Origin of the sequence: Yersinia sp. 2545 StPb PI, from assembly GCF_052217125.1 — a bacterium.
In the GTDB taxonomy this organism is placed as follows: domain Bacteria; phylum Pseudomonadota; class Gammaproteobacteria; order Enterobacterales; family Enterobacteriaceae; genus Yersinia; species Yersinia enterocolitica_E.
The window spans coordinates 2,117,968-2,139,362 of record NZ_JAZGPY010000001.1; the positions used below are offsets into that span (position 1 = coordinate 2,117,968).

Below are 21,395 nucleotides of genomic sequence, written 5' to 3' on the forward strand. Positions count from 1 at the left end.
ACGTGGCAATTGCTGATGGCGTCATTATAATGACGCCTGTTCATGCCTGCGCTGGTTGGCAAACCCGTTGTAATCAGGAAATTTCATGGAAAATCAACCTAAGTTGAACAGTAGTAAAGAAGTCATAGCCTTTTTGGCTGAGCGGTTCCCGCTTTGCTTCACCGCCGAAGGCGAAGCACGTCCACTGAAGATCGGTATTTTTCAAGATCTGGTCGAACGTGTTCAGGGGGAAGAGAATTTAAGCAAAACGCAATTGCGTTCTGCGCTGCGTCTCTATACCTCAAGCTGGCGTTATCTTTATGGGGTCAAAGTCGGTGCTGAACGTGTTGATTTAGACGGCAACCCTTGTGGTGTGCTGGAAGAGCAACATGTAGAACATGCCCGCAAACAGCTAGAAGAGGCGAAAGCCCGTGTTCAGGCACAACGTGCTGAACAACAAGCTAAAAAGCGCGAAGCTGCCATTGCTGCGGGTGAAACCCCAGAGCCACGTCGCCCACGTCCGGCAGGTAAAAAACCTGCGCCGCGTCGTGAAGCGGGTGTGGCTTCGGAAAACCGCAAGCCTCGTCAGTCACCTCGCCCACCACAGGCTCGGCCACCTCGGCCACAGGCCGAGGAAAACCAGCCACGCCCTGTGCCGGTCACAGATATCTCTAAACTGCAAATTGGTCAAGAAATCAAAGTCAGAGCAGGTAAGAGCGCGATGGATGCAACCGTATTAGAAATCGCTAAAGATGGCGTACGGGTGCAGCTATCTTCCGGTCTGGCGATGATTGTGCGCGCAGAACACTTGCAGTTCTGATACGGAGGCCAACCTAGGCATGAACAAATTTGTCAGACTAACAGCAATCGCAGGCTTGTTACTGGCGGGGGCGAGTTACGCAGCGGATACCACCTATCGCATCGATCAGCTACCTCAACTGCGTCAGGAACCCGAGCATGCAACCGTGAGTGAGCGCGTAACATCGCGCTTCACTCGCTCTCACTATCGTCAATTTACACTGGACGATCAGTTTTCCGCCAAAATATTTGATAGATTCCTCAACATGCTGGATTACAGCCATAACGTGTTGTTGGCATCAGATGTGGCACAGTTTGCGGATAAAAAGCAGTCGCTGGATGATGAGTTAAAATCAGGCCAGTTGGACACGCCTTTCGCTTTATTCAATTTGGCGCAAAAACGTCGCTTTGAGCGCTATCAATATGCATTGTCAGTACTGGACCGGCCAATGGTCTTTACCGGTAATGACACCATTGATATTGACCGTGGTAAAGCACCTTGGCCTACCAGCGAAGCTGAGCTGAATAAGCTTTGGGACGCAAAAGTTAAGTACGATCAGCTTAATTTGAAATTAACCGGTAAAACGGATAAAGAAATCAAAGAGACGCTGACAAAACGCTATCAGGCGGCCATTAAGCGTTTGACGCAAAGTAATAGCGAAGATGTGTTCCAGCTAATTATGAATGCGTTTGCGCATGAAATTGACCCGCATACCAACTATCTGTCGCCACGTAATACCGAACAGTTCAATACTGAAATGAGCTTGTCTCTGGAAGGTATTGGCGCTGTCTTGCAAATGGATGATGATTACACCTTAATCAACTCTATGGTTCCAGGTGGCCCCGCGGCGAAAAGTAAAACTATCGCCGTAGGTGATCGGGTGATCGGTGTGGGTCAAACCGGTAAGCCGATGGTGGATGTGATTGGATGGCGTCTTGATGATGTCGTGGCACTCATTAAAGGGCCGAAGGGCAGTAAAGTGCGGCTGGAGATTTTACCGGCCGGTAAAGGTACTAAACCGCGCACTGTAACCTTGACCCGTGAACGCATTCGTCTTGAAGATCGCGCAGTGAAAATGTCGGTGAAAACTATCGGCAAAGAGCGTGTCGGTGTACTGGATATCCCTGGTTTCTATGTTGGCCTGACCGAAGACGTTAAGGTGCAATTGCAGAAGCTGGAGAAAGAGAATGTCAGTAGCATTATTATTGACTTGCGCAGTAATGGTGGTGGTGCTCTGACCGAGGCTGTGTCGCTGTCCGGTTTGTTTATTCCGAGTGGGCCGGTGGTTCAAGTGCGGGATAACAACGGCAAAGTGCGTGAAGACAGTGATACTGATGGCGTGGTGTACTACAAAGGCCCGCTCGTGGTATTGGTGGACCGCTACAGTGCATCCGCTTCCGAAATCTTTGCTGCTGCCATGCAGGACTATGGTCGTGCATTAATTGTCGGTGAACCAACCTTTGGTAAAGGTACTGTTCAACAGTATCGGTCGTTAAATCGTATTTATGATCAAATGTTGCGCCCGGAATGGCCTGCGTTAGGTTCACTGCAATACACTATCCAGAAATTCTATCGGGTAGACGGTGGCAGTACTCAGCGTAAAGGGGTAACCCCGGATATCGTGATGCCAACCGGTGTTGATCCGGCGGAAACGGGTGAGAGTTTCGAAGACAATGCCTTGCCTTGGGACAGTATCAATGCGGCCAGTTACGTCAAGAGTGGTGATCTGAAGCCACTGGAGCCGGAGTTACTGAAAGCACATACAGCGCGGATTGCCGCTGATCCTGAATTCCAGCATATTCAGCAAGATATTGAGCGTTATAAAGCGTCGAAAGAAAAACGCAACATCGTCTCTCTCAATTACGCTCAGCGTGAAAAAGAGAACCATGATGATGATGCCACGCGACTGAATCGCTTGAATGAGCGTTTCAAACGTGAAGGTAAAAAGCCACTGAAGTCATTGGAGGATTTGCCAAAAGACTATCAGGAGCCAGACCCTTATCTGGATGAGACTGTTCATATTGCTTTGGATTTGGCTCATAAAGAAAAAGCGCAGCCGCAAGTTGAATCACCACCAGCGGCAGCACCTGCGGCAAAATAAGTCAGCAGATAATATGAAGGATCCGGGCCTTAAAAAGAGCCCGGATTTTTTTTACGTTTTTTTCATCGCCGAATTTATCAATTGGCGAAAAAATAGCAAAATATGTAATGAAAAGTATCCAAATTTGTAAAGTTATGTTGATTTACTCTGTTAGAACTTAACAAGCCTTGAAAATTTATCAGATGCCCATACGATCAGCGTATCTCAGTAGTAATTTGGCTAAGTCATCATCCAGGATTATGCCAATTTTGACTTAAGACCCATGTGACTCAACACAGTGTCGACTTAAAACAATAAGGAAATAAATTTTTATGATGCGTATCGCTCTGTTCCTTCTCACCAACCTGGCAGTCATGTTGGTGTTCGGGTTGGTACTAAGCCTGACAGGTATTCAGTCCAGCAGTGTACAAGGGCTGATGATCATGGCTGGTCTGTTCGGTTTCGGCGGCGCATTTGTTTCGTTGCTGATGTCCAAATGGATGGCTTTGCGTTCAGTGGGTGGTGAGGTTATCGAACAACCGCGCAATGAAACTGAGCGCTGGTTGCTGGATACGGTACGTCGCCAATCTCAGCAAGCCGGTATTGCTATGCCACAAGTTGCTATTTATCAGGCACCGGATATTAACGCCTTTGCGACCGGGGCTCGTCGTGATGCCTCTTTAGTGGCAGTGAGTACAGGTCTATTGCAGAACATGAGCCGTGATGAAGCAGAAGCCGTTATTGCTCATGAAATTAGCCACGTTGCTAACGGCGATATGGTCACCATGACCTTGATTCAGGGGATTGTGAATACCTTTGTAATTTTCATTTCACGCCTGATTGCGCAAGTCGCGGCCGGTTTCCTATCAGGGGACCGTGATAATGAAAGCAGTAGCGCTGGTAACCCGATGGTCTACTTTGCCGTATCAATGGTCTTGGAATTGGTCTTTGGTATTCTGGCCAGCATTATCACCATGTGGTTCTCGCGCCATCGCGAATTCCACGCTGATGCCGGCTCAGCGAAACTGGTAGGGCGTGAGAAGATGATAGCGGCTCTGCAACGGCTGAAAACCAGCTATGAGCCACAGGAAGCAGGCAACATGATGGCTTTCTGCATTAATGGTAAGTCCAAAACCTTCAGCGAGCTGTTTATGTCACATCCGCCGCTGGACAAACGTATTGAAGCGCTACGTTCAGGCCAGTATCTGAAGTAGCCACCACCAACTCTTCTGATTAAAAACCCCGCCCGCCAGCGGGGTTTTTTTATTGCAACCCGAGTCTAGCCACGTTTCTGGCTTATGCGCAGCACACTCACCAATGCGGCGATACTGGCAAAGCAGCCAGCCAGCACCAGAGAAGCATGAGTGCCACTGGTTGAAAACAGATTGAACATTAATGCCACTAATGCCGCCCCAGAGGTTTGCCCCAGTAAACGGGCGGTGCCTAGCATGCCGCTGGCCCCACCGCTACGATGTTGCGGTGCAGCAGAAATAATGGTGTGGTTATTCGGCGACTGAAACAGGCCAAAACCGGCACCACATAGCACCATCCGCCAGATAATATCCACATCACTCGGGTTGGCTGGCAGCAATGCTAGCAGGAACAAACCACTGGCAAACACCGCCAAACCTATCCCGCCTAATAATCCTGCATGATAACGTTCGACTAATCGCCCGGCTATCGGGGCTACCACCATGGTTGCCAACGGCCATGGGGTTAACAGCAGTCCGGTTGCCACTTCATCACGGCCCAGAACAGTTTGTAAAAAGAAGGGCAGTGACACCATTGCCAGCATTTGTGCGGCAAAAGAGCAAATAGAAGTGCCGATTGATAATGCAAAAATAGGAATACGCAGTAAATCAACCGGAAGCAGCGGGAAAGACTGACTAAGTTGACGGCGTACAAAGAAGAAACCAATTAGCAGCAATGCGATAATTTCAGCCGCTATCAGGGTTGGGCTTTGTCCCTGAGCAAAGCCACTGATAGCGGTTATCAGTAAACCAAAGGTCAGAGCATTCATCACACAACTGGTAAAATCGAAACGGTTACCGTTACTTTTCATATTATTGGCAGGCAAATACTTCATACCTAACAACCATGCCAACAAGCCGATGGGGACATTAATGGCAAATAGCCACTGCCATGAAGCAACCGATAGCACCGCCGCGGCAATGGTGGGACCGGCGGCGGCGGAAACGGCCACAATCAATGAATTAATACCGATACCACGGCCCAGTTGTGCTCGTGGATAAATAATCCGAATCAATGCAGTATTAACACTCATTAAGGCTGCTGCGCCAAGCCCTTGCAGCACACGGGCAAATGTTAGCGTCCATAAGGAGTCAGACAGAGCACAGAACAGCGATGTCACACTAAACACCAGTAAACCTGCCTGATAAACCCGCCGATAACCGATGATATCGCCCAGCGATGCCATTGAGAGCAACGACACGGTGATAGCTAACTGGTAAGCATTCACGACCCAAATAGACGTGGCTGGGCTGGCATTGAGGTCACGAGCGATGGTTGGCAAAGCTACGTTGGCGATAGTGCCATCCAACACCGCTATGGTAATACCGAGTGCAATAACCAATATTGCAGCATAGCGCTGAGGAACCGGCATGCCATCGTTTGATGATGGGATCATAGGTTTTATCTGTAAAAATAATGATGTAGGTAAGTGTTTATATGCTAACCAGTATTGTGCTTGAATGCATCCTTGCCAGCCGGCTTATTTGTAAATAGCGATGTTGTACAGTTATCGCAATCAGATTAACAGGCTGATAAGCACAGTAATTTGGCTAAATCAGTGAAAATGGAACCGCGATCACGGAAAAATGAAACATCGTTTCTATAATGTGAGATAGTAATAGCCTGACAGGTTCCTCTGCGGGCAAATTTTAATTCTCTGATGATTTTAAGGACTTTCCTGATGGCCAAAGGTAAACAAATCCCCCTGACATTTCACACATATCAGGATGCCTCTACCGGTGCACAAGTTACACGGTTAACGCCGCCTGATGTCACTTGCCACCGTAACTATTTCTATCAAAAATGTTTCACCCGTGATGGCAGTAAGTTATTGTTCGGCGGCGCTTTTGATGGTCCGTGGAACTACTACTTGTTGGATCTCAACACGCAAGTGGCAACACAACTGACAGAAGGGCGTGGCGACAATACCTTTGGTGGTTTCTTGTCACCTGAAGATGATGCACTGTTTTATGTCAAAGATGGGCGTAACCTGATGCGAGTCTGTCTTGCCACACTGGAAGAGAGCGTGGTTTATCAGGTGCCTGAAGAGTGGGTGGGTTACGGTACCTGGGTCGCCAATTCAGATTGTACCAAGTTGGTCGGTATTGAAATTAAACGCGAAGACTGGGTCCCCTTGACCGATTGGAAAAAATTCCACGAGTTCTATTTCACTAAGCCTTGTTGCCGTTTGATGCGTGTTGACTTGAAAACCGGTGAGTCGGCGGTGATTTTGCAAGAGAATCAATGGCTAGGTCACCCAATCTATCGCCCTTATGATGACAGTACGGTCGCATTCTGCCATGAAGGTCCACACGATCTGGTTGATGCACGTATGTGGCTAATCAATGAAGATGGCAGCAACATGCGTAAAGTGAAAACTCATGCTGAAGGCGAAAGCTGCACCCATGAGTTCTGGGTACCCGATGGTTCGGCGCTGGTGTATGTCTCCTATTTGAAAGGCAGCCCGGATCGCTTTATCTACAGTGCTGACCCACAGACATTGGAAAATCGCCAATTGACCTCTATGCCGGCGTGTTCCCATCTGATGAGTAACTATGACGGTACGTTGATGGTCGGCGATGGTTCAGATGCACCGGTAGATGTACAAGACGATAGCGGCTATAAGATCGAAAACGATCCTTTCCTGTATGTATTCAACATGAAAAATGGCAGCCAGCATCGTGTTGCTCGCCACGATACCTCATGGCAGGTGTTTGAAGGTGATCGGCAGGTGACGCATCCACATCCTTCCTTTACCCCTGATGATAAACAAGTTCTGTTCACATCTGATGTTCATGGCAAACCTGCACTTTATTTGGCTACTTTGCCTGAATCAGTCTGGCAATAGTTAAATTTTGCACTAGCCTCTTTCATGGAAAGAGGCTAATTTGCTGTCTGCAAGGTTAATATCTTATTATTCACATTGGTTTATTGCACAGTCTCGCAACTTCCCTTTATAATAAAACCACTGTTCTATTTTTTTTAAAACATATTGTTTTATGAAACACAGAAAACTGAGTAGGGTAACCAAGAAATGGCTATTGCAGATCTAGATAAACAGCCCGACTCTGTGTCGTCGGTTCTGAAGGTTTTTGGCATCTTACAAGCATTGGGTGAAGAACGGGAAATTGGTATTACCGAGCTTTCCCAACGTGTAATGATGCCAAAAAGTACGGTTTACCGCTTTCTCCAGACCATGAAATCCCTGGGGTATGTTGCCCAGGAAGGCGAATCAGAGAAATACTCCCTTACGCTGAAGTTATTTGAGCTGGGGGCTAAAGCGCTACAAAATGTTGATTTGATTCGTAGCGCAGATATACAGATGCGTGAATTATCTAATGAAACTCGTGAAACTATTCACTTGGGTGCATTGGATGAAGACAGCATTGTTTATATTCATAAAATTGATTCTATGTATAACCTGCGGATGCATTCCCGTATTGGTCGTCGTAACCCACTGCACAGTACCGCAATTGGTAAAGTGTTATTGGCGTGGCGTGACCGTGGTGAAGTAGAGGAAATCTTGTCTCATATCGAGTTCACCCGTAGCACTAAACACACCCTGGATAGCGCGGCTGCATTATTGCCAGTGCTGGATCTGGTGCGTGAGCAGGGCTTTGGTGAAGATGTCGAGGAGCAAGAAGAAGGTTTGCGTTGTATCGCTGTACCTGTTTTCGACCGTTTCGGTGTGGTGATCGCGGGCTTAAGTATTTCATACCCGACGCTGCGTTTTTCTGAAGACAGCAAGAGTGACATAGTTAAATCTTTGCATCGCGCAGCACGTAACATCTCAGAGCAAATGGGTTACCGTGATTATCCTTTCTGAGGATAAAGCGAAATAGGGTAAATACTTTATAATTATTGGATATTTTTAATCAGCTGTTAATTATAACTATTTATTCCTTCCCAGCGATGCCGGACGGCTCCTTTAACCAGGAGCCGTTTTTTATTGGTAAATCCCCCGCGCCAAGGTGTAAGCGGCCCGACGTACCAAAATCAGTGATATGACGGTAAGCTGGGTTGTTAAAACAGCCATAACAGCAATTAATTTCTATGTATAATTATCAATCTAATACTATTTATTGTGTTTGGTATTATTCGGTCTTGTGATTTGTTAATTAAATGTATTGTTGACAGTCCATTTAATTCGGTTGGGTCACTATAACCGTGCTTAATCATATTATAGGGAGAAAAATGATGAGGAAGTTATTAAGCGCGGGTTTGTTACTGCTATTGGCGGGTTGTAGTAGCCCTCACAGTGACCGGCCGCATAAACTGATCGACCGTGATGATTATAAAATCGATACTAATCATCCATCAGTGGCTCAAAATGAACGAGTGCGTTTTTTAGTGCTTCATTATACTGCAACAGATGATGCTGAATCACTGCGAATACTGACTCAGGGTAATGTCAGTGCCCATTATTTGGTAAAAACACATCCCCAAAATGTTGAGGGCAAACCGGTTGTTTTGCAATTGGTGCCTGAAAGCCAAAGAGCTTGGCATGCCGGGGTGAGTTACTGGGAAGGGCGCACCAGTCTCAATGATACCTCTATCGGTATCGAAATCGTCAATAAGGGCTTCACTGAGAGGATGTTGGGTAGAAGGTGGTATCCTTACAATGAGTCTCAGATTGAATTGATTGAGCGCCTTACCAGAGATATTGTCGAGCGTTATAATATTGCTCCGATGAATGTCGTAGCTCACAGCGATATTGCTCCACAGCGAAAATCTGATCCCGGTCCGCTATTCCCATGGCAGCGTTTGGCGCAGCAAGGCATAGGCGCCTGGCCAGATGACGCAACAGTCGCTAAGTATATTGATGGTCGAAATAAGTATGATATCGGCTCAGTTACTGTTATTCAGCAGGCACTGGCCCGTTATGGTTATCAAATCCCACAAAGCGGCGTGCTGGATAATGAAACCATTCAGGTTATTAAGGCTTTTCAGATGCATTTCAGGGCGCAGAATATTCGCGGCGTACCTGATATAGAAACTGAAGCCATTGCTCTGGCGTTGGTCGAGAAATATCACCCATAGGGTAGTTGACGTCGCCAATTAATTAGCGGCAATAAGCACTTTAAAAGCAGAAAGCCAGTCATTTTACTGACTGGCTTTCTGAATAATGACAATCTGACAATCTAGAGTGGCTAATTAGCGTTGTTTATTGATGCGCTAAATCGCCATCGTCGTCACTGTTGAGAATCTCTTTATCGGTCTGTTTCATCAATTGGCTGGTAATGGTACCGGCGGTCATTGAACCGCTGACGTTCAGCGCGGTCCGGCCCATATCAATCAATGGCTCAACCGAGATCAATAAAGCAACCAATGTAACTGGCAAGCCCAATGCCGGCAAAACAATCAGCGCGGCGAAGGTTGCACCACCGCCCACACCGGCAACACCGGCAGAACTGATGGTTACAATCCCAACCAGTGTGGCAATCCATACTGGGTCCAGAGGGTTGATTCCCACCGTTGGTGCGACCATTACGGCCAGCATCGCCGGATAGAGGCCAGCACAGCCATTTTGCCCAATGGTGGCACCAAAGGAAGCAGAGAAGCTGGCGATGGACTCCGGGATACCCAAGCGGCGGGTTTGAGCTTCCACATTCAGCGGAATACTGGCGGCGCTGGAGCGGCTGGTAAAGGCGAAGGTCAGCACCGGCCAGACTTTGCGGAAGAACTTCAACGGATTGATGCCAGTGAATGACAGCAACACGGCGTGGACCACAAACATAATCGCCAGACCAAGGTAGGAGGCAACGACAAAGCTCCCCAGCTTGATAATATCTTGAATATTAGAGCCAGCGACAACCTTGGTCATTAGTGCCAATACGCCGTAGGGGGTCAGTTTCATCACCAGACGTACCAGTTTCATCACCCAAGCTTGCAGCGTATCAATAGCAACTAATACGCGTTGTCCTTTCTCGACATCATCTTTCAGCAATTGCAGTGAGGCAATACCGAGGAACGTCGCGAAAATCACCACGCTGATAATTGAGGTCGGACTGGCCCCGGTCAAATCGGCAAACGGGTTTTTCGGAATAAACGACAGGATCAACTGCGGCACTGTCAAATCCGTCACTTTGCTTAAGTAGTTGCTTTCAATGGCACTCAAACGTGCTGTCTCTTGCGTACCTTGTACCAAGCCTTCAGCGGTTAAGCCAAACAGATTGGTAACCAGCACGCCAACCAGAGCAGCAATTAAGGTGGTGAAAAGCAACGTACCGATTGTCAGTACGCTAATTTTACCTAGCGAAGAGGCATTATGCAGTTTAGCGACAGCACTCAAGATTGAGGCGAATACCAGCGGCATAACAATCATCTGCAATAATTGCACATAACCATTTCCGACAATATTAAACCAGGTGATGGACTCTTTCAGTACCGGGTTATCAGCACCGTATACCCATTGCAAGCTCAGACCAAACAGCACACCCAGTGCTAAGCCAACCAAAACTTTCTTGGCCAGACTCCATTGTTTATGCCGGGTTTGTGCCAATAGTAATAGCAGTGCTACAAATACCAGCACGTTAATCACAAGCGGAAGGTTCATCCCCATATCTCCAAATTATTATTTTAAATACTGGCACATATTCTATTACTATTTTTATCTAGAACAGAGCCAAGCACCGTCATGGTGCAATTAGCCGCATATGGTAGCAGTTCCTCTTCAGGCTCACTTATATCCAAAAGGAATTTTATATAAATTTTTACCCTGATTTGTATGGAATACATTCAAATTGGTGATTATTAACCCATTAAAATGTGATCACAGTCGAAAGTTTTTCAATTGTTCCATATAGGATAGCAAGGGAATGGTGGTATCAGTTTGCCAATAGACGGAAAAACAAACTAATAGAACACAGAATACGCGTTCTAATTGATTGCCTTTTTGTGGGCGTAATAGCGGGATACAGAATCGCCAGCGGCAAGGCCATAACAGCGGTACGCCAGCAGGTGTGAGCATATCCGCTAGCAAATGACTGAAATAGCCAATAATCATTGCATGGAACGCATCTGCGGGAATAATCCAATCGCGTGAGATGTCCATTTGAAATAGTGCCACACCACCAATAACGGCCAATAGGCTATGGGTAAACCCACGATGGCCAAATGCACGAGCAATGGGGGTGGAGAGCCACTTTAACCGCTGGCCAAGGATTGACTTTGGGTGATCAATATCGGGTAGCAGGGAAGTTAGCAGGGCGCCAGGGATAATATGCCACCAGTCACCCTGTGCCAGTTCCGGTGTAAGACCGACTTTTTTGGCAAAGATAGCGCAGGCGACAGAAAAAATAAGGTGTCCTTCCCCTGTCATACTTGAATTCCGAGTCTGTAGCTGTTGATTTATCCAGTATATGAGATTTATCTTGGCGTGGATAGCCGTTACGCTGTAACTAAATGTCTCATTTTTCTCTGGCTGAGAGCAGGGAGTTTAACGTGAGTATTCAGGGGGGAAATATCAGGTCTTGGGCTGAAATGAAGTTACATTGATAAAAAAAGGGGAAAAGTGACCGGGAGTCGACTTTTCCCCAAAGTAATACGGGTATGGGCATAATTTAACAAATAATGATGAGGGTACTCATAACAACATAATAATTAGAAGCTGTACTGCACACCGACACGGTAGCGAGTTTGACGCTCGTCAGTCGTTTTGCTACCTGCTACGTTGCCGATAGCAACATATGGCTTCCAGTTTTTATCCCATTTGTAAGCAATTTTCAGATCATGACTCCATTCTTCTTTTTCTTTATTTGCCAGAATTTCATCTTCAGATTTCTTGTAGTTTAATTCGTATTCTGCTGAATAGTCTTTCAAGAAACTATAAGCAAACAGCATGGTGAACTCATGGCCTTTCTCTGTTGCTTTGGTCTGAGCTGGCTGGTTACGCTTGTAATATGGGCGATAACGCAGTGAGGTAGAGAAATCATCAGTAAAGGACACTTTACCGCGCAGGTAAGGGCGATAGTTGTTCGAGTCAGATGATGACTCTAATGAGAAACCAGGCTCAATCTGGAATGTTTTGTTGAATTGATAGACGTAGCTGGCAACCACTTCGGTACCATTACTGACTTGCTCATTAAATGGTTTATTAGGCGTAGTATCAGAGCTGTGCTGGCCCCATTTCCCTTCTAAAGATAAACCAAAACCATTGGCAAAACGGTTGGAGATCAGTAAACGGTCTTTATGATCAGATTTACTGGTATCTTTCATTTCATGCCGATAGTCAATTGTTGTTGCAACAGAACTAAAACTGATAACAGATGCCACTGCCAAAGTAAGTAATTTAAATTTCATTTTTTATATAATCCCAGGGTTATGGTTATTTAAAACAACAATCATTAACAAGTTTATAAAAATCAACATACGACTAAAAAACAATTCCACAATCAAAGAAACAATGTTTCACTTTATGTGGATTCATATTCTATTTATATGGATAATTATTTGTGTGATCCAGATCTTTCTTAGAGATTAATTTTTTAATCAGATATTAATTTGTGATGGCGATCTAATTGGCTATTATTATTTTTTATTTATAAAACAAAACAACCCCGCCAAATCAATGGCAGGGTTTAATAACCACTTAAGTTAAATAGATTTACAGATTATCTCATGGCGCGTTTCAGGATACGGTCACCTTGTTTATTAAAGTATTCCGCAGATTCTTCAACAGATTTCTGACCATAATCGATATATTGGATTGCATCTCGGAACAATGAAACGATTTGCGGGTCATCAAAGTATGGTGACGTTTTCATTTCATGTGGCAGTTCTAATGCCATATTTAAACCAGCAACAGATGGGTCTTCATCTTTAATTACACCGCTGGCACGCAGTTGAGTTACCGCAGTTTTACTCAGTGGTACACCACGCTCTAAGCCCATAGCATCAACACCTTCTTTGCTGTTAAGCAGGAAGTTGATGAGCATGGCACTTTCTTTAGGATACTTAGTCGATTTACCAATAGAGAGCATTTGAGCAGGTTTAAAGAACAGACCTGCATCTTTTGCCTCTGGCAACATCGGATAAGGGCCAAGTATCAATTTTGCTGGTTTAGTCAGGTTATCGGAATACTTAGTAATGGTGGAGTTCCACATATAAGTACCACCCCATTCACCATTAATCCACGGCTTCATTTCGTACATATTACTTTTGCCGAATGATGCATAGTATTTAGTGGATGGCATTACATGGTTATCAACCATTTTCTTATACATAGTAAAGAACTCAACCCACTGTTCTGGTGTATAAGCAAACTTTTTATTAGCTTCATCAATAGTCGGGGTGTTGTATTTTTGTGTCATGTAAGAGCGAATTAATGCCAGAGTATCCTGGTGCTCTAATACCACAGGGTAATATTGGTCACCCAGTTTTTCTTTAAATACTAAACCTGCTTTAAGTAATTCGTCCCACGTTTTAGGATACTCTAAACCAGACTTAGCCCAGGTCGCGTCATTAAAATAGAAAATACGCGCTGTCACTGAAATCGGGATACCGTTTAATTTGCCATTAACGGTAGTCTGTTGCAGTTCTTTCGGATCGAATTGAGCCAAATCCAACTGCTCTGACACTTTATTTAAGTCATAGAAGCCAGTGCCGTCTTTGGAGAAGATGGGCAACCAGTTCCAGTTTGTTTGCATAACGTCAGGTTCAGTTCCACCCGCAATTTGCGTCGTCAGACGAGAAAGATGACCGTCCCAGCCAGTGTATTCTGCTTTAACATTAATATTGGGGTGCTGCTTGTGGAACTCTTCCAGAGCCTTAAGTGTCATTTGATGACGCCCATTGCCCCCCCACCATGACATGCGTAGGTTAACGTCATCCTGTGCAAAAGCCTGATGTGATAATAAAGCCAGAGTGGATGCTATCAGCGTGTGTAGGATCGCTTTTTTCATTGGGTACTGCTCCTGTTAAAGAGAGATATTTTTTTCTGTTTTTGCATCAAAGATATGGCATTTATCCATATCAAATTGGAAGTACACGGTGCGATGCAGGCCACTTTCAATAATTGGCCGTGCTTCATCAGACGGTAAGCGACAAGTCAATTCAAAGTCGTCAACCTTGATGTATAAGAAGAATTCATGCCCCATGTTTTCCACACGAACTAATTCACCTTGCGAATGGTTATTGGCAAAGGGTTGTTGTGACATGCGAATAAATTCTGGACGTACACCAAAGAACACTTTTTCTCCGGCATGGGCGGCCACTTTGGCTTGCTGTTTTTCACTCAATACCAGAGTGTATTGGCCAACTGTCAGGCCAATCTGCCCCTCTTTTTCTACCAGCGTACTCGGTTTGATGTTCATTTCCGGTGCGCCAATAAAACCTGCAACAAACATGTTGGTAGGGAAGTGGTAGAGATTATCCGGGGTATCAACTTGCATGATGTGGCCCAGTTTCATTACACAGATTCTGTCACCCATGGTCATGGCTTCGGTCTGGTCATGGGTAACATAAACAGTTGTTGCTGCTTTGCCGCTTTTTTTCAATTGCTTATGCAAATCTGAGATGCGGATACGCATTGAGGCACGCAACTTGGCATCGAGGTTCGACAACGGTTCATCAAACAAGAAAACATCAGGTTTTTTCACAATCGCCCGGCCTACTGCCACACGTTGTGCCTGGCCACCTGACAACTGGCGCGGCAGTCTGTCCAGCAGGTCTTCCAGCTCCAGGATTTTGGCCGCTTCTGCGACTTGCGCTTCAATCTGATCTTTTGGCAGCTTGCTCAGTTTCAGGCCAAAGGCCAGATTCTCTTTCACTGTCATGTGCGGATATAACGCATAGTTCTGGAACACCATGGCAATACCACGTGATTTAGGTGCCAGATTATTGACCACCCGATCACCAATTCGAACTTCGCCATCACTGATGGTTTCCAGACCTGCCAGCATGCGCAGAGTGGTGGATTTAGCACAGCCTGATGGACCAACAATAACCATAAACTCGCCATCATGGATTTTCAGATCAATGCCATGAACCGCGCGGAAACCGTTGGAGTAAACTTTGCCTAATTTATTGAAAATGACTTCAGCCATGATAAATCCTCTATTAACCTTTAATTCCGCTGCTGGTTACGCCTTGCACGAAGTAGCGTTGAGCCAGGAAGAAAACAATGATGGACGGCAGAATGGAGATGCTTGCCATTGCCAGAATTTCGTTCCACGGTGCGCCTTCGGTGACGTCAATTGACATCTTCAGAGCCAGCGCTATCGGGTACTTATCTACGCTGTAGACATAAATCAGTGGGCCGATAAAGTCGTTCATTGACCACATAAACTGGAACAGTGCGACAGAGATAATGGCCGGCTTCAAGATTGGCACAACCACATACCACAACACCTGTAGCGAGTTACAACCGTCGATCTGTGCCGCTTCTTCCATATCACGTGGTACACCACGCAGGAACTGAATCAGCATGAAGACGAAGAACCCTTGGGTGGCGAAGGCCGTCGGCAAATAAAGTGGTAAGTAGCTATTCAGCATGCCCATTTCACGGAACATGATGTATTGCGGAATCAATAACACAGTACTTGGCAGCAACATGGTGGTAATCAATGTTGCAAACCAGAATTTCTTCCATGGGATCTCAAAGCGTGCGAAACCATATGCCACGATAGTGGAAGAGATAATAGTCAGAATGACTTTCGGGATTACAAACTTAAAGGTGTTAAGCATGTAGTGACCGAAGTTATATTCAGTACCGGTTTTCCAACCATTAACGAAACCATCACTGGTTGCGTTTTCTGGCCATAATCCTAATGTGGTGAAAATTTCATTATTGGGTTTAAACGCCGCAGAGAACATCCACAGCAGCGGATAAAGCATCATCAGACCGACAATAATCAAAATGATGTAGCGGAAAGCAGCACTGACTTTTGCTTTGCGTTCTGTGCGGCTAATTTCCGCATTAGCAATTTCCTGCGCCAGATCTAATTTCTTCTGGTTGGAAGTTTGTTGTACGTCAGTCATTTTTTCCTCCTTTATCGGCGGAGTAGAAGACCCAATATTTAGATGATTTAAATGCAATTGAGGCGAAGAGGGCGACTACCAGGAATAATACCCAGGCCAGTGCAGCACCGTATCCCATATCAAAGTATTTAAACGCGGTATCATAGATATAGAGCGAGAATAAATACGTATAGTGAGTTGGTCCACCGTCGGTAATAACGTACGGCGCGGTAAACTCTTGGAACGCCTGCGTGGTTTGCATAATAAAGTTAAAGAAAATAACCGGCGTGATCAGTGGCACGGTAACTTTCATAAACATTTGCCATTTAGAGGCACCATCAATCATGGCTGCTTCATATTGTGACTGCGGTACGTTCTGCAATGCAGCCAAGAAGATAACCATGGCGGAACCGAACTGCCAGACACGCAGTAATGTCACGGATGTCAGCGCCAGCGCTGGTTCTCCCAACCAGTTGATGGCATCAAACCCGAACACGCCAATAAAGCTGTTTAACAGGCCATCAATGGCAAACAGGGCACGCCATAACACGGCAATTGCAACGCTGCTGCCGAGGATTGATGGAATATAGAAAGCAGTACGGAACAGGCCAATACCGCGTAATTTAAAGTTCAGTACAAAAGCGATCCCTAGAGCAAATGCCAGTTTTAAAGGAATAGTCAGAAAAACATAAGCGAATGTAACGCCCATGGATTTCCAGAATAAATCATCTTCAAGAATCATATGACGATAATTCTCGATCCCGTTAAATACGGGAGGGTTCATTAAGTCATACTCAGTAAAACTGAGAAAGAAGGATGATACAAAGGGGAAAGCCGTAAATATTATCAACCCGAGTATATAAGGCGATAAATAGGCTAACCCCAGCATTCTGTTTTCATTCATAATGCTTACCTATTTTTAATAACATGAAAGATAAATAAAATTACTGATTCAAAAGCGTCGGATAAATAAAATCAATATCATACAGAGTACGGTTTTCCCCGTTCACCCGATAATCTCCATGAATGTAACCACCATTGGTAATAAATTGAGGCATAGCAGCAGACTTATTTTGTTTTGCTGCAATTAAGGCCAATATTGCTAATGCAATTGGATTGTCGATACGGAAATAACGGTGTTGAGCCGATTCAACAAACAGGCCGCGATGGTAATGTTGTTTAAATAGTTCATCGCCAACTTGCCAGGCTAATTCAAATAATCGGCTACATTGGCAGTGTTCTGCCAGTTCAACTAAGGCCAACAATAGGTGTGCAGTGGCAGCAGGTTTTTTACCCACCATCAATGATGCTCGGCGTTTTTGTTTGTTCAATTCAGCAAACTGCCAGCGGTGCAGTAACACACCAATCAGATCCAGCAGCTCTTCATCTTCACTCAAGCGCCAGGCGCGAACTAATGGCAGCAAATAATCAACATCTAATGGGAATGGCGAAATAACCGTACCTTTGGCGCCATAGTAACCATCCCGCTGCAATACATAGCCGCTCATGTCTTGTCCATCGTTCCATAACGGGCGCAATGTATTACTCTCAACGTTATAAGCGAAACGATAGTAGTTCTTTAAGCCATCAATAACCCATTGCAAGACTTGTTCGTCGGGTTGTTGGCGCAGAATATCTAACATCGCCAATGGGTTATCAATCAGTAGCGGGCGCATATCGCGAAACAGCACATTAGCTTCGCGAGCAATGTCACCAAATTCTGGACCAAACTGACGTTTGGCACGATCGCCATACCAAGATTGGGTCTGATTATCGTCCGCCGGGATAGGGCGACGCTGTTGTGGCGAACTGAACTGATAAACCGGTAAACCGGTTTCTGGGTTACGGGCTAATACATATTGACGATAGAGATGTTTCCCCCAGGCAGCAGCAGCGATATCACCGGTATATTCAGCATATTTATATGCGGCATAAATCAGGTCAGTACCCGCATTCACAAAGGTCAGGCCTTTGGTTTCAGGAAGGCGCGGTAAGTCAGTAGGATTAACCACATCGCGGCGAGCATGGGTAAACACATGTGGGTCGCGTAACTTGTCGTAGCTACCGTGGCGGCCCAGATCCAGCGTTTGCCAATCCTCTACATGGGCGTGCCAAAAACCCTGTAAAAAATTAAGTGTTTTTTCCCGGTCAACAGTGACCAGAAAATCGTAATAGGGCAGATGATGTTTCAGTTCATGTACTTGCGCTTTTGATTCTGGCCCTTCGGTCGTTAATGTATCCAGATTGAGGAAACGATGGCCGCCCCAGTAAAACAACCCGCTTTGCTCATGAACGCCAAGGTGCATAAAATAGCTGCTTTGCACTCGTGCTTGTTGGTGATATTGCGGATCCTGAGTCACCAGACTGAGGGCATCCAATGTCCGCAACCAGTTTTGCTGACTGGCAAAATTAGATATTGGTGTATTGTGGTCATCAGGAAATTCCCATACGACCGGTTGATGTGTCAGCACATCAAAGCCATCAGCTAGCAGGGGGGTAGGGTTTTGGTTGCTATGGCCAATAGACTGGACCAGATCAACATAGCTGCGAATAGCGCTGAGCCAGTTAATCATCATTGCGTCGCTGCCTTTAATGTTGCCTATAAAATCCATTGCCATAACCCCATCATCGAACATCAGGATAGAACCGGTTTAAGGTTCCTTATAAATAGAAACGTCGTTTCACAATCTATTATATTTGTATTTACTGACGAGTCATTGAGCGAATGACAAAAGTGTGATCGGAGTCGGAACGTTGTTTTGAATTTTTTATTTTTGCGCTTTTGGCAGAAATTTACCGGTAGATTTATTTGTTAACTATTTGATAAATAAGTAATAAAAAAGGCACAACAGAAGTTGTGCCTTGAGGCGTTTTTGAGTCAAAATATTGCGAATAACTCCGCCAGATAGACCTTAACTCAAATTAGTCATGATTATCGGCTTAGCGAGCCAACCAACCGCCATCAACCGCGATGGTGTAACCGCTGATATAATCAGATGCTTTAGATGCCAGGAAGACCACTGGACCTTTCAGATCATCAGGCAAGCCCCAACGACCAGCAGGGATACGGTCAAGGATCTCTTTGCTGCGTTCTTCATCTTTACGCAACTGTTGGGTATTGTTGGTTGCCATGTAACCCGGTGCCACTGCGTTCACGTTGATGCCATGTTTAGCCCACTCGTTAGCTAACAGACGAGTCACACCCATGACTGCGCTTTTCGATGCGGTGTAAGATGGCACACGGATACCACCTTGATAAGACAGCATTGATGCCACGTTGATAATCTTGCCGCCATGGCCTTGTTTGATGAACTGTTTAGCAACCGCTTGAGACATAAAGAACACGGTTTTGATGTTAACGTTCATGACATCGTCCCAGTCCTTCTCGCTGAAGTTGATCGCATCTTCACGGCGAATGATACCGGCGTTATTGACCAGAATATCGATTTGACCAAATTCAGCGACAGCTTGTTCTAACAGGGCAGGAATGTGCTCAATTTTGCTCAGGTCAGCCGTCAGACTAAGGAAACGGCGGCCTAGTGCAGTCACTTTATCAATAGTTTCACGTGGCTCAACAATGTTGATACCCACGATATCACAACCGGCTTCGGCTAAACCGATCGCCATGCCTTGGCCCAAACCTGTATCACAGCCAGTAACCAGTGCAACTTTACCTTTCAATTCAAAGGAATCTAAAATCATAGCTAACATCTCTCTCAAGGCGGTCAAAGATTGCCGCGATTTCAATATTGGGGAGAAAACCGCCCAAAGGACGGATTCGGTTGGTGACGCTTAACGCAATTCGCTAACAGCGATGTGGTCCATATCACTGAAGACTTGGTTTTCACCGACCATGCCCCAGATGAAGGTATAACGCTTAGTGCCCACGCCAGAATGAATAGACCAACTTGGTGAAATCACAGCTTGTTCGTTGTGGACTAACAAATGACGTGTTTCCTGTGCCTGGCCCATCATGTGGAACACCGCTGTTTCTTCGTCCATATCAAAGTAGAAATAGACTTCCATACGACGTTCATGGGTATGACAAGGCATGGTATTCCACAGATTGCCGGGAGCCAGTTTGGTTAAACCCATGGTCAGTTGGCAGGTTGGCAACACATCAGGCACGATGTATTTATTGATAGTGCGACGGTTGCTGGTGGCATCATCACCCAATGTTTGCGGTGCGGCCTCTGCCAACGTGATTTTTTTGTTCGGGTAAGTGGTGTGTGCTGGCGCGCTGTTGTAGTAAAACTTGGCAGGTTTTGTGCTGTCGATACTGCTGAACTGCACCTCTTTCGCACCTTTACCCACATACAATGCTTCTTCATTGTTAATTTCATAACGCTGACCATCAACAACGATAAGTCCTGAGCCACCGATGTTGATAACGCCCAATTCGCGGCGTTCCAGAAAGTAACTGACACCCAGTTGTTTACCTACATCATCACCAATGCTGACTGCTTTACTGACGGGCAAAATACCCCCGACGATGATGCGGTCAATGTGGCTATAGGTCAGGGTGTACTCATCTGCGGTGAATATATTTTCGATCAAAAATTCACGGCGCAAACCGGCAGTATCAAGCTGTTTCGCGTGGTCGCTATGGATGCTTTGGCGAACTTGCATGTCAGTACCTCTTTTACAGAACAGTATCTTGGTGGGTAAAACCCAACTCAGAAAGCAAGACCGGCTCAAACAAGCGCATGATGTCGACAATTGTTGCTGACAACCTGTACTGGTCTGATGTCTGACCGAGTGTTTCTTGTAATGCTGATGATGATAGTGTTTGCGGGAAGTTAATTCAATAAAAATGAAATGATGTTTTATTATTTTTTGAGGGATGTCATGATTTTTGGATTATTTATGGCTTATCTGCCAATTTTGCCCGTAGAATGGGCAGAATTCAGCGTGAAACTGTGACTACGCTACATCAGAAACTTATTCTGCATAATGAGGTGAGACAATGAAGATGTTCTTTATTAATGATGAAACGCCATGGGAAGGTTAGGAAATGGCATTAAACGCAAAGTAATGACTTGGAGCGATGATCTGATGATGGTCTGCGTTCACTTTGACAAAGGTGCCATTGGTACTGCACACAAACATGACATTCATGACCAGATTGCTTATGTTGCCGCAGGCAGCTTTGAAGTGGAAATTGAAGGGCAGAAACGCATATTGAAAGCGGGTGATGCGTATCGTGCCGTGAAAAATGAGATGCACGGCGCGGTATCACTGGAAGATAACAGTATTTTAATCGACACCTTTAACCCTAAGCGAGATGATTTCCTCTAAAGGGTATTTGGGCGGTTGAGTCATTGGCTC

Annotated in this window: 17 protein-coding genes and 1 pseudogene; 7 read left to right on the forward strand and 11 right to left on the reverse strand. The window is 45.5% G+C overall.

What is annotated here, in order from left to right; translation table 11 throughout:
• Window positions 1-85 precede the first annotated feature (85 nt).
• From proQ to htpX, 3 genes are all read left to right on the forward strand, one after another.
• Entirely contained in the window at window positions 86-799 is a 714-nt protein-coding gene (gene proQ, locus V1955_RS09845) for an RNA chaperone ProQ (protein ID WP_005182952.1), read from the forward strand.
• 19 nt (window positions 800-818) lie between these two features.
• Window positions 819-2,879 (forward strand): carboxy terminal-processing peptidase, encoded by a 2,061-nt coding sequence (gene prc, locus V1955_RS09850; protein ID WP_442820843.1) that lies wholly within the window; start codon window positions 819-821, stop codon window positions 2,877-2,879.
• A gap of 311 nt (window positions 2,880-3,190) precedes the next feature.
• The gene (htpX, locus tag V1955_RS09855; protein WP_005182949.1) at window positions 3,191-4,072 is read left to right on the forward strand and encodes a protease HtpX; all 882 of its coding nucleotides are present in this window, start codon (window positions 3,191-3,193) and stop codon (window positions 4,070-4,072) included.
• Between the two features lie 65 nt (window positions 4,073-4,137).
• On the opposite strand, the gene V1955_RS09860 is transcribed toward htpX, so the two are convergent.
• Window positions 4,138-5,505 carry an MFS transporter gene (locus tag V1955_RS09860; protein WP_083158660.1) on the reverse strand — a complete coding sequence of 456 codons (1,368 nt, stop codon included), beginning with the start codon at window positions 5,503-5,505 and terminating at the stop codon, window positions 4,138-4,140.
• A gap of 285 nt (window positions 5,506-5,790) precedes the next feature.
• Between V1955_RS09860 and ogl the strand changes: the two genes are divergently transcribed.
• From ogl to V1955_RS09875, 3 genes are all read left to right on the forward strand, one after another.
• A complete protein-coding gene (ogl, locus tag V1955_RS09865; protein ID WP_083158661.1) occupies window positions 5,791-6,957 on the forward strand; it encodes an oligogalacturonate lyase in 1,167 nt (388 codons plus the stop codon).
• A gap of 186 nt (window positions 6,958-7,143) precedes the next feature.
• Window positions 7,144-7,935, forward strand: a complete 792-nt coding sequence (gene kdgR, locus V1955_RS09870; protein WP_050077553.1) for a DNA-binding transcriptional regulator KdgR — start codon at window positions 7,144-7,146, stop codon at window positions 7,933-7,935.
• 371 nt (window positions 7,936-8,306) lie between these two features.
• Window positions 8,307-9,149, forward strand: a complete 843-nt coding sequence (locus V1955_RS09875) for an N-acetylmuramoyl-L-alanine amidase (RefSeq protein WP_083158662.1) — start codon at window positions 8,307-8,309, stop codon at window positions 9,147-9,149.
• A gap of 124 nt (window positions 9,150-9,273) precedes the next feature.
• Here the strand turns inward: V1955_RS09875 and V1955_RS09880 are convergent, their stop codons facing one another.
• From V1955_RS09880 to kduI, 10 genes are all read right to left on the reverse strand, one after another.
• Complete coding sequence (locus tag V1955_RS09880) at window positions 9,274-10,665, reverse strand: L-cystine transporter (protein WP_372569244.1); 1,392 nt, start codon at window positions 10,663-10,665, stop codon at window positions 9,274-9,276.
• Between the two features lie 216 nt (window positions 10,666-10,881).
• Window positions 10,882-11,430 (reverse strand): metal-dependent hydrolase, encoded by a 549-nt coding sequence (locus V1955_RS09885; RefSeq protein WP_005182936.1) that lies wholly within the window; start codon window positions 11,428-11,430, stop codon window positions 10,882-10,884.
• Between the two features lie 281 nt (window positions 11,431-11,711).
• Window positions 11,712-12,410 carry an oligogalacturonate-specific porin KdgM family protein gene (locus tag V1955_RS09890; protein ID WP_083158664.1) on the reverse strand — a complete coding sequence of 233 codons (699 nt, stop codon included), beginning with the start codon at window positions 12,408-12,410 and terminating at the stop codon, window positions 11,712-11,714.
• A gap of 311 nt (window positions 12,411-12,721) precedes the next feature.
• Entirely contained in the window at window positions 12,722-14,011 is a 1,290-nt protein-coding gene (locus V1955_RS09895) for an ABC transporter substrate-binding protein (RefSeq protein WP_083158665.1), read from the reverse strand.
• A gap of 15 nt (window positions 14,012-14,026) precedes the next feature.
• Window positions 14,027-15,154, reverse strand: coding sequence for an ABC transporter ATP-binding protein (locus V1955_RS09900; RefSeq protein ID WP_083158666.1), 1,128 nt, complete (start codon window positions 15,152-15,154; stop codon window positions 14,027-14,029).
• A 13-nt stretch (window positions 15,155-15,167) separates the two neighbouring features.
• Window positions 15,168-16,088, reverse strand: a complete 921-nt coding sequence (locus V1955_RS09905) for a carbohydrate ABC transporter permease (protein WP_083158667.1) — start codon at window positions 16,086-16,088, stop codon at window positions 15,168-15,170.
• The gene (locus tag V1955_RS09910) at window positions 16,081-16,971 is read right to left on the reverse strand and encodes a carbohydrate ABC transporter permease (protein ID WP_083158668.1); all 891 of its coding nucleotides are present in this window, start codon (window positions 16,969-16,971) and stop codon (window positions 16,081-16,083) included. Before V1955_RS09910 ends, V1955_RS09905 begins: the two co-directional genes overlap by 8 nt.
• Before the next feature lie 40 nt (window positions 16,972-17,011).
• A complete protein-coding gene (locus tag V1955_RS09915; protein WP_442820844.1) occupies window positions 17,012-18,679 on the reverse strand; it encodes a pectate lyase in 1,668 nt (555 codons plus the stop codon).
• Window positions 18,680-19,007: 328 nt separating this feature from the next.
• Window positions 19,008-19,769: a 2-dehydro-3-deoxy-D-gluconate 5-dehydrogenase KduD gene (gene kduD / locus V1955_RS09920; RefSeq protein WP_005182925.1), complete on the reverse strand. Its 762-nt coding sequence runs from the start codon at window positions 19,767-19,769 to the stop codon at window positions 19,008-19,010.
• Window positions 19,770-19,859: 90 nt separating this feature from the next.
• Window positions 19,860-20,696 (reverse strand): 5-dehydro-4-deoxy-D-glucuronate isomerase, encoded by an 837-nt coding sequence (gene kduI / locus V1955_RS09925; RefSeq protein WP_083158669.1) that lies wholly within the window; start codon window positions 20,694-20,696, stop codon window positions 19,860-19,862.
• Window positions 20,697-21,033: 337 nt separating this feature from the next.
• On the opposite strand from kduI, the pseudogene V1955_RS09930 reads away from it, so the two are divergent.
• Window positions 21,034-21,365 (forward strand): annotated as a pseudogene (locus V1955_RS09930) (cupin domain-containing protein).
• The last annotated feature ends 30 nt before the right edge of the window (window positions 21,366-21,395 follow it).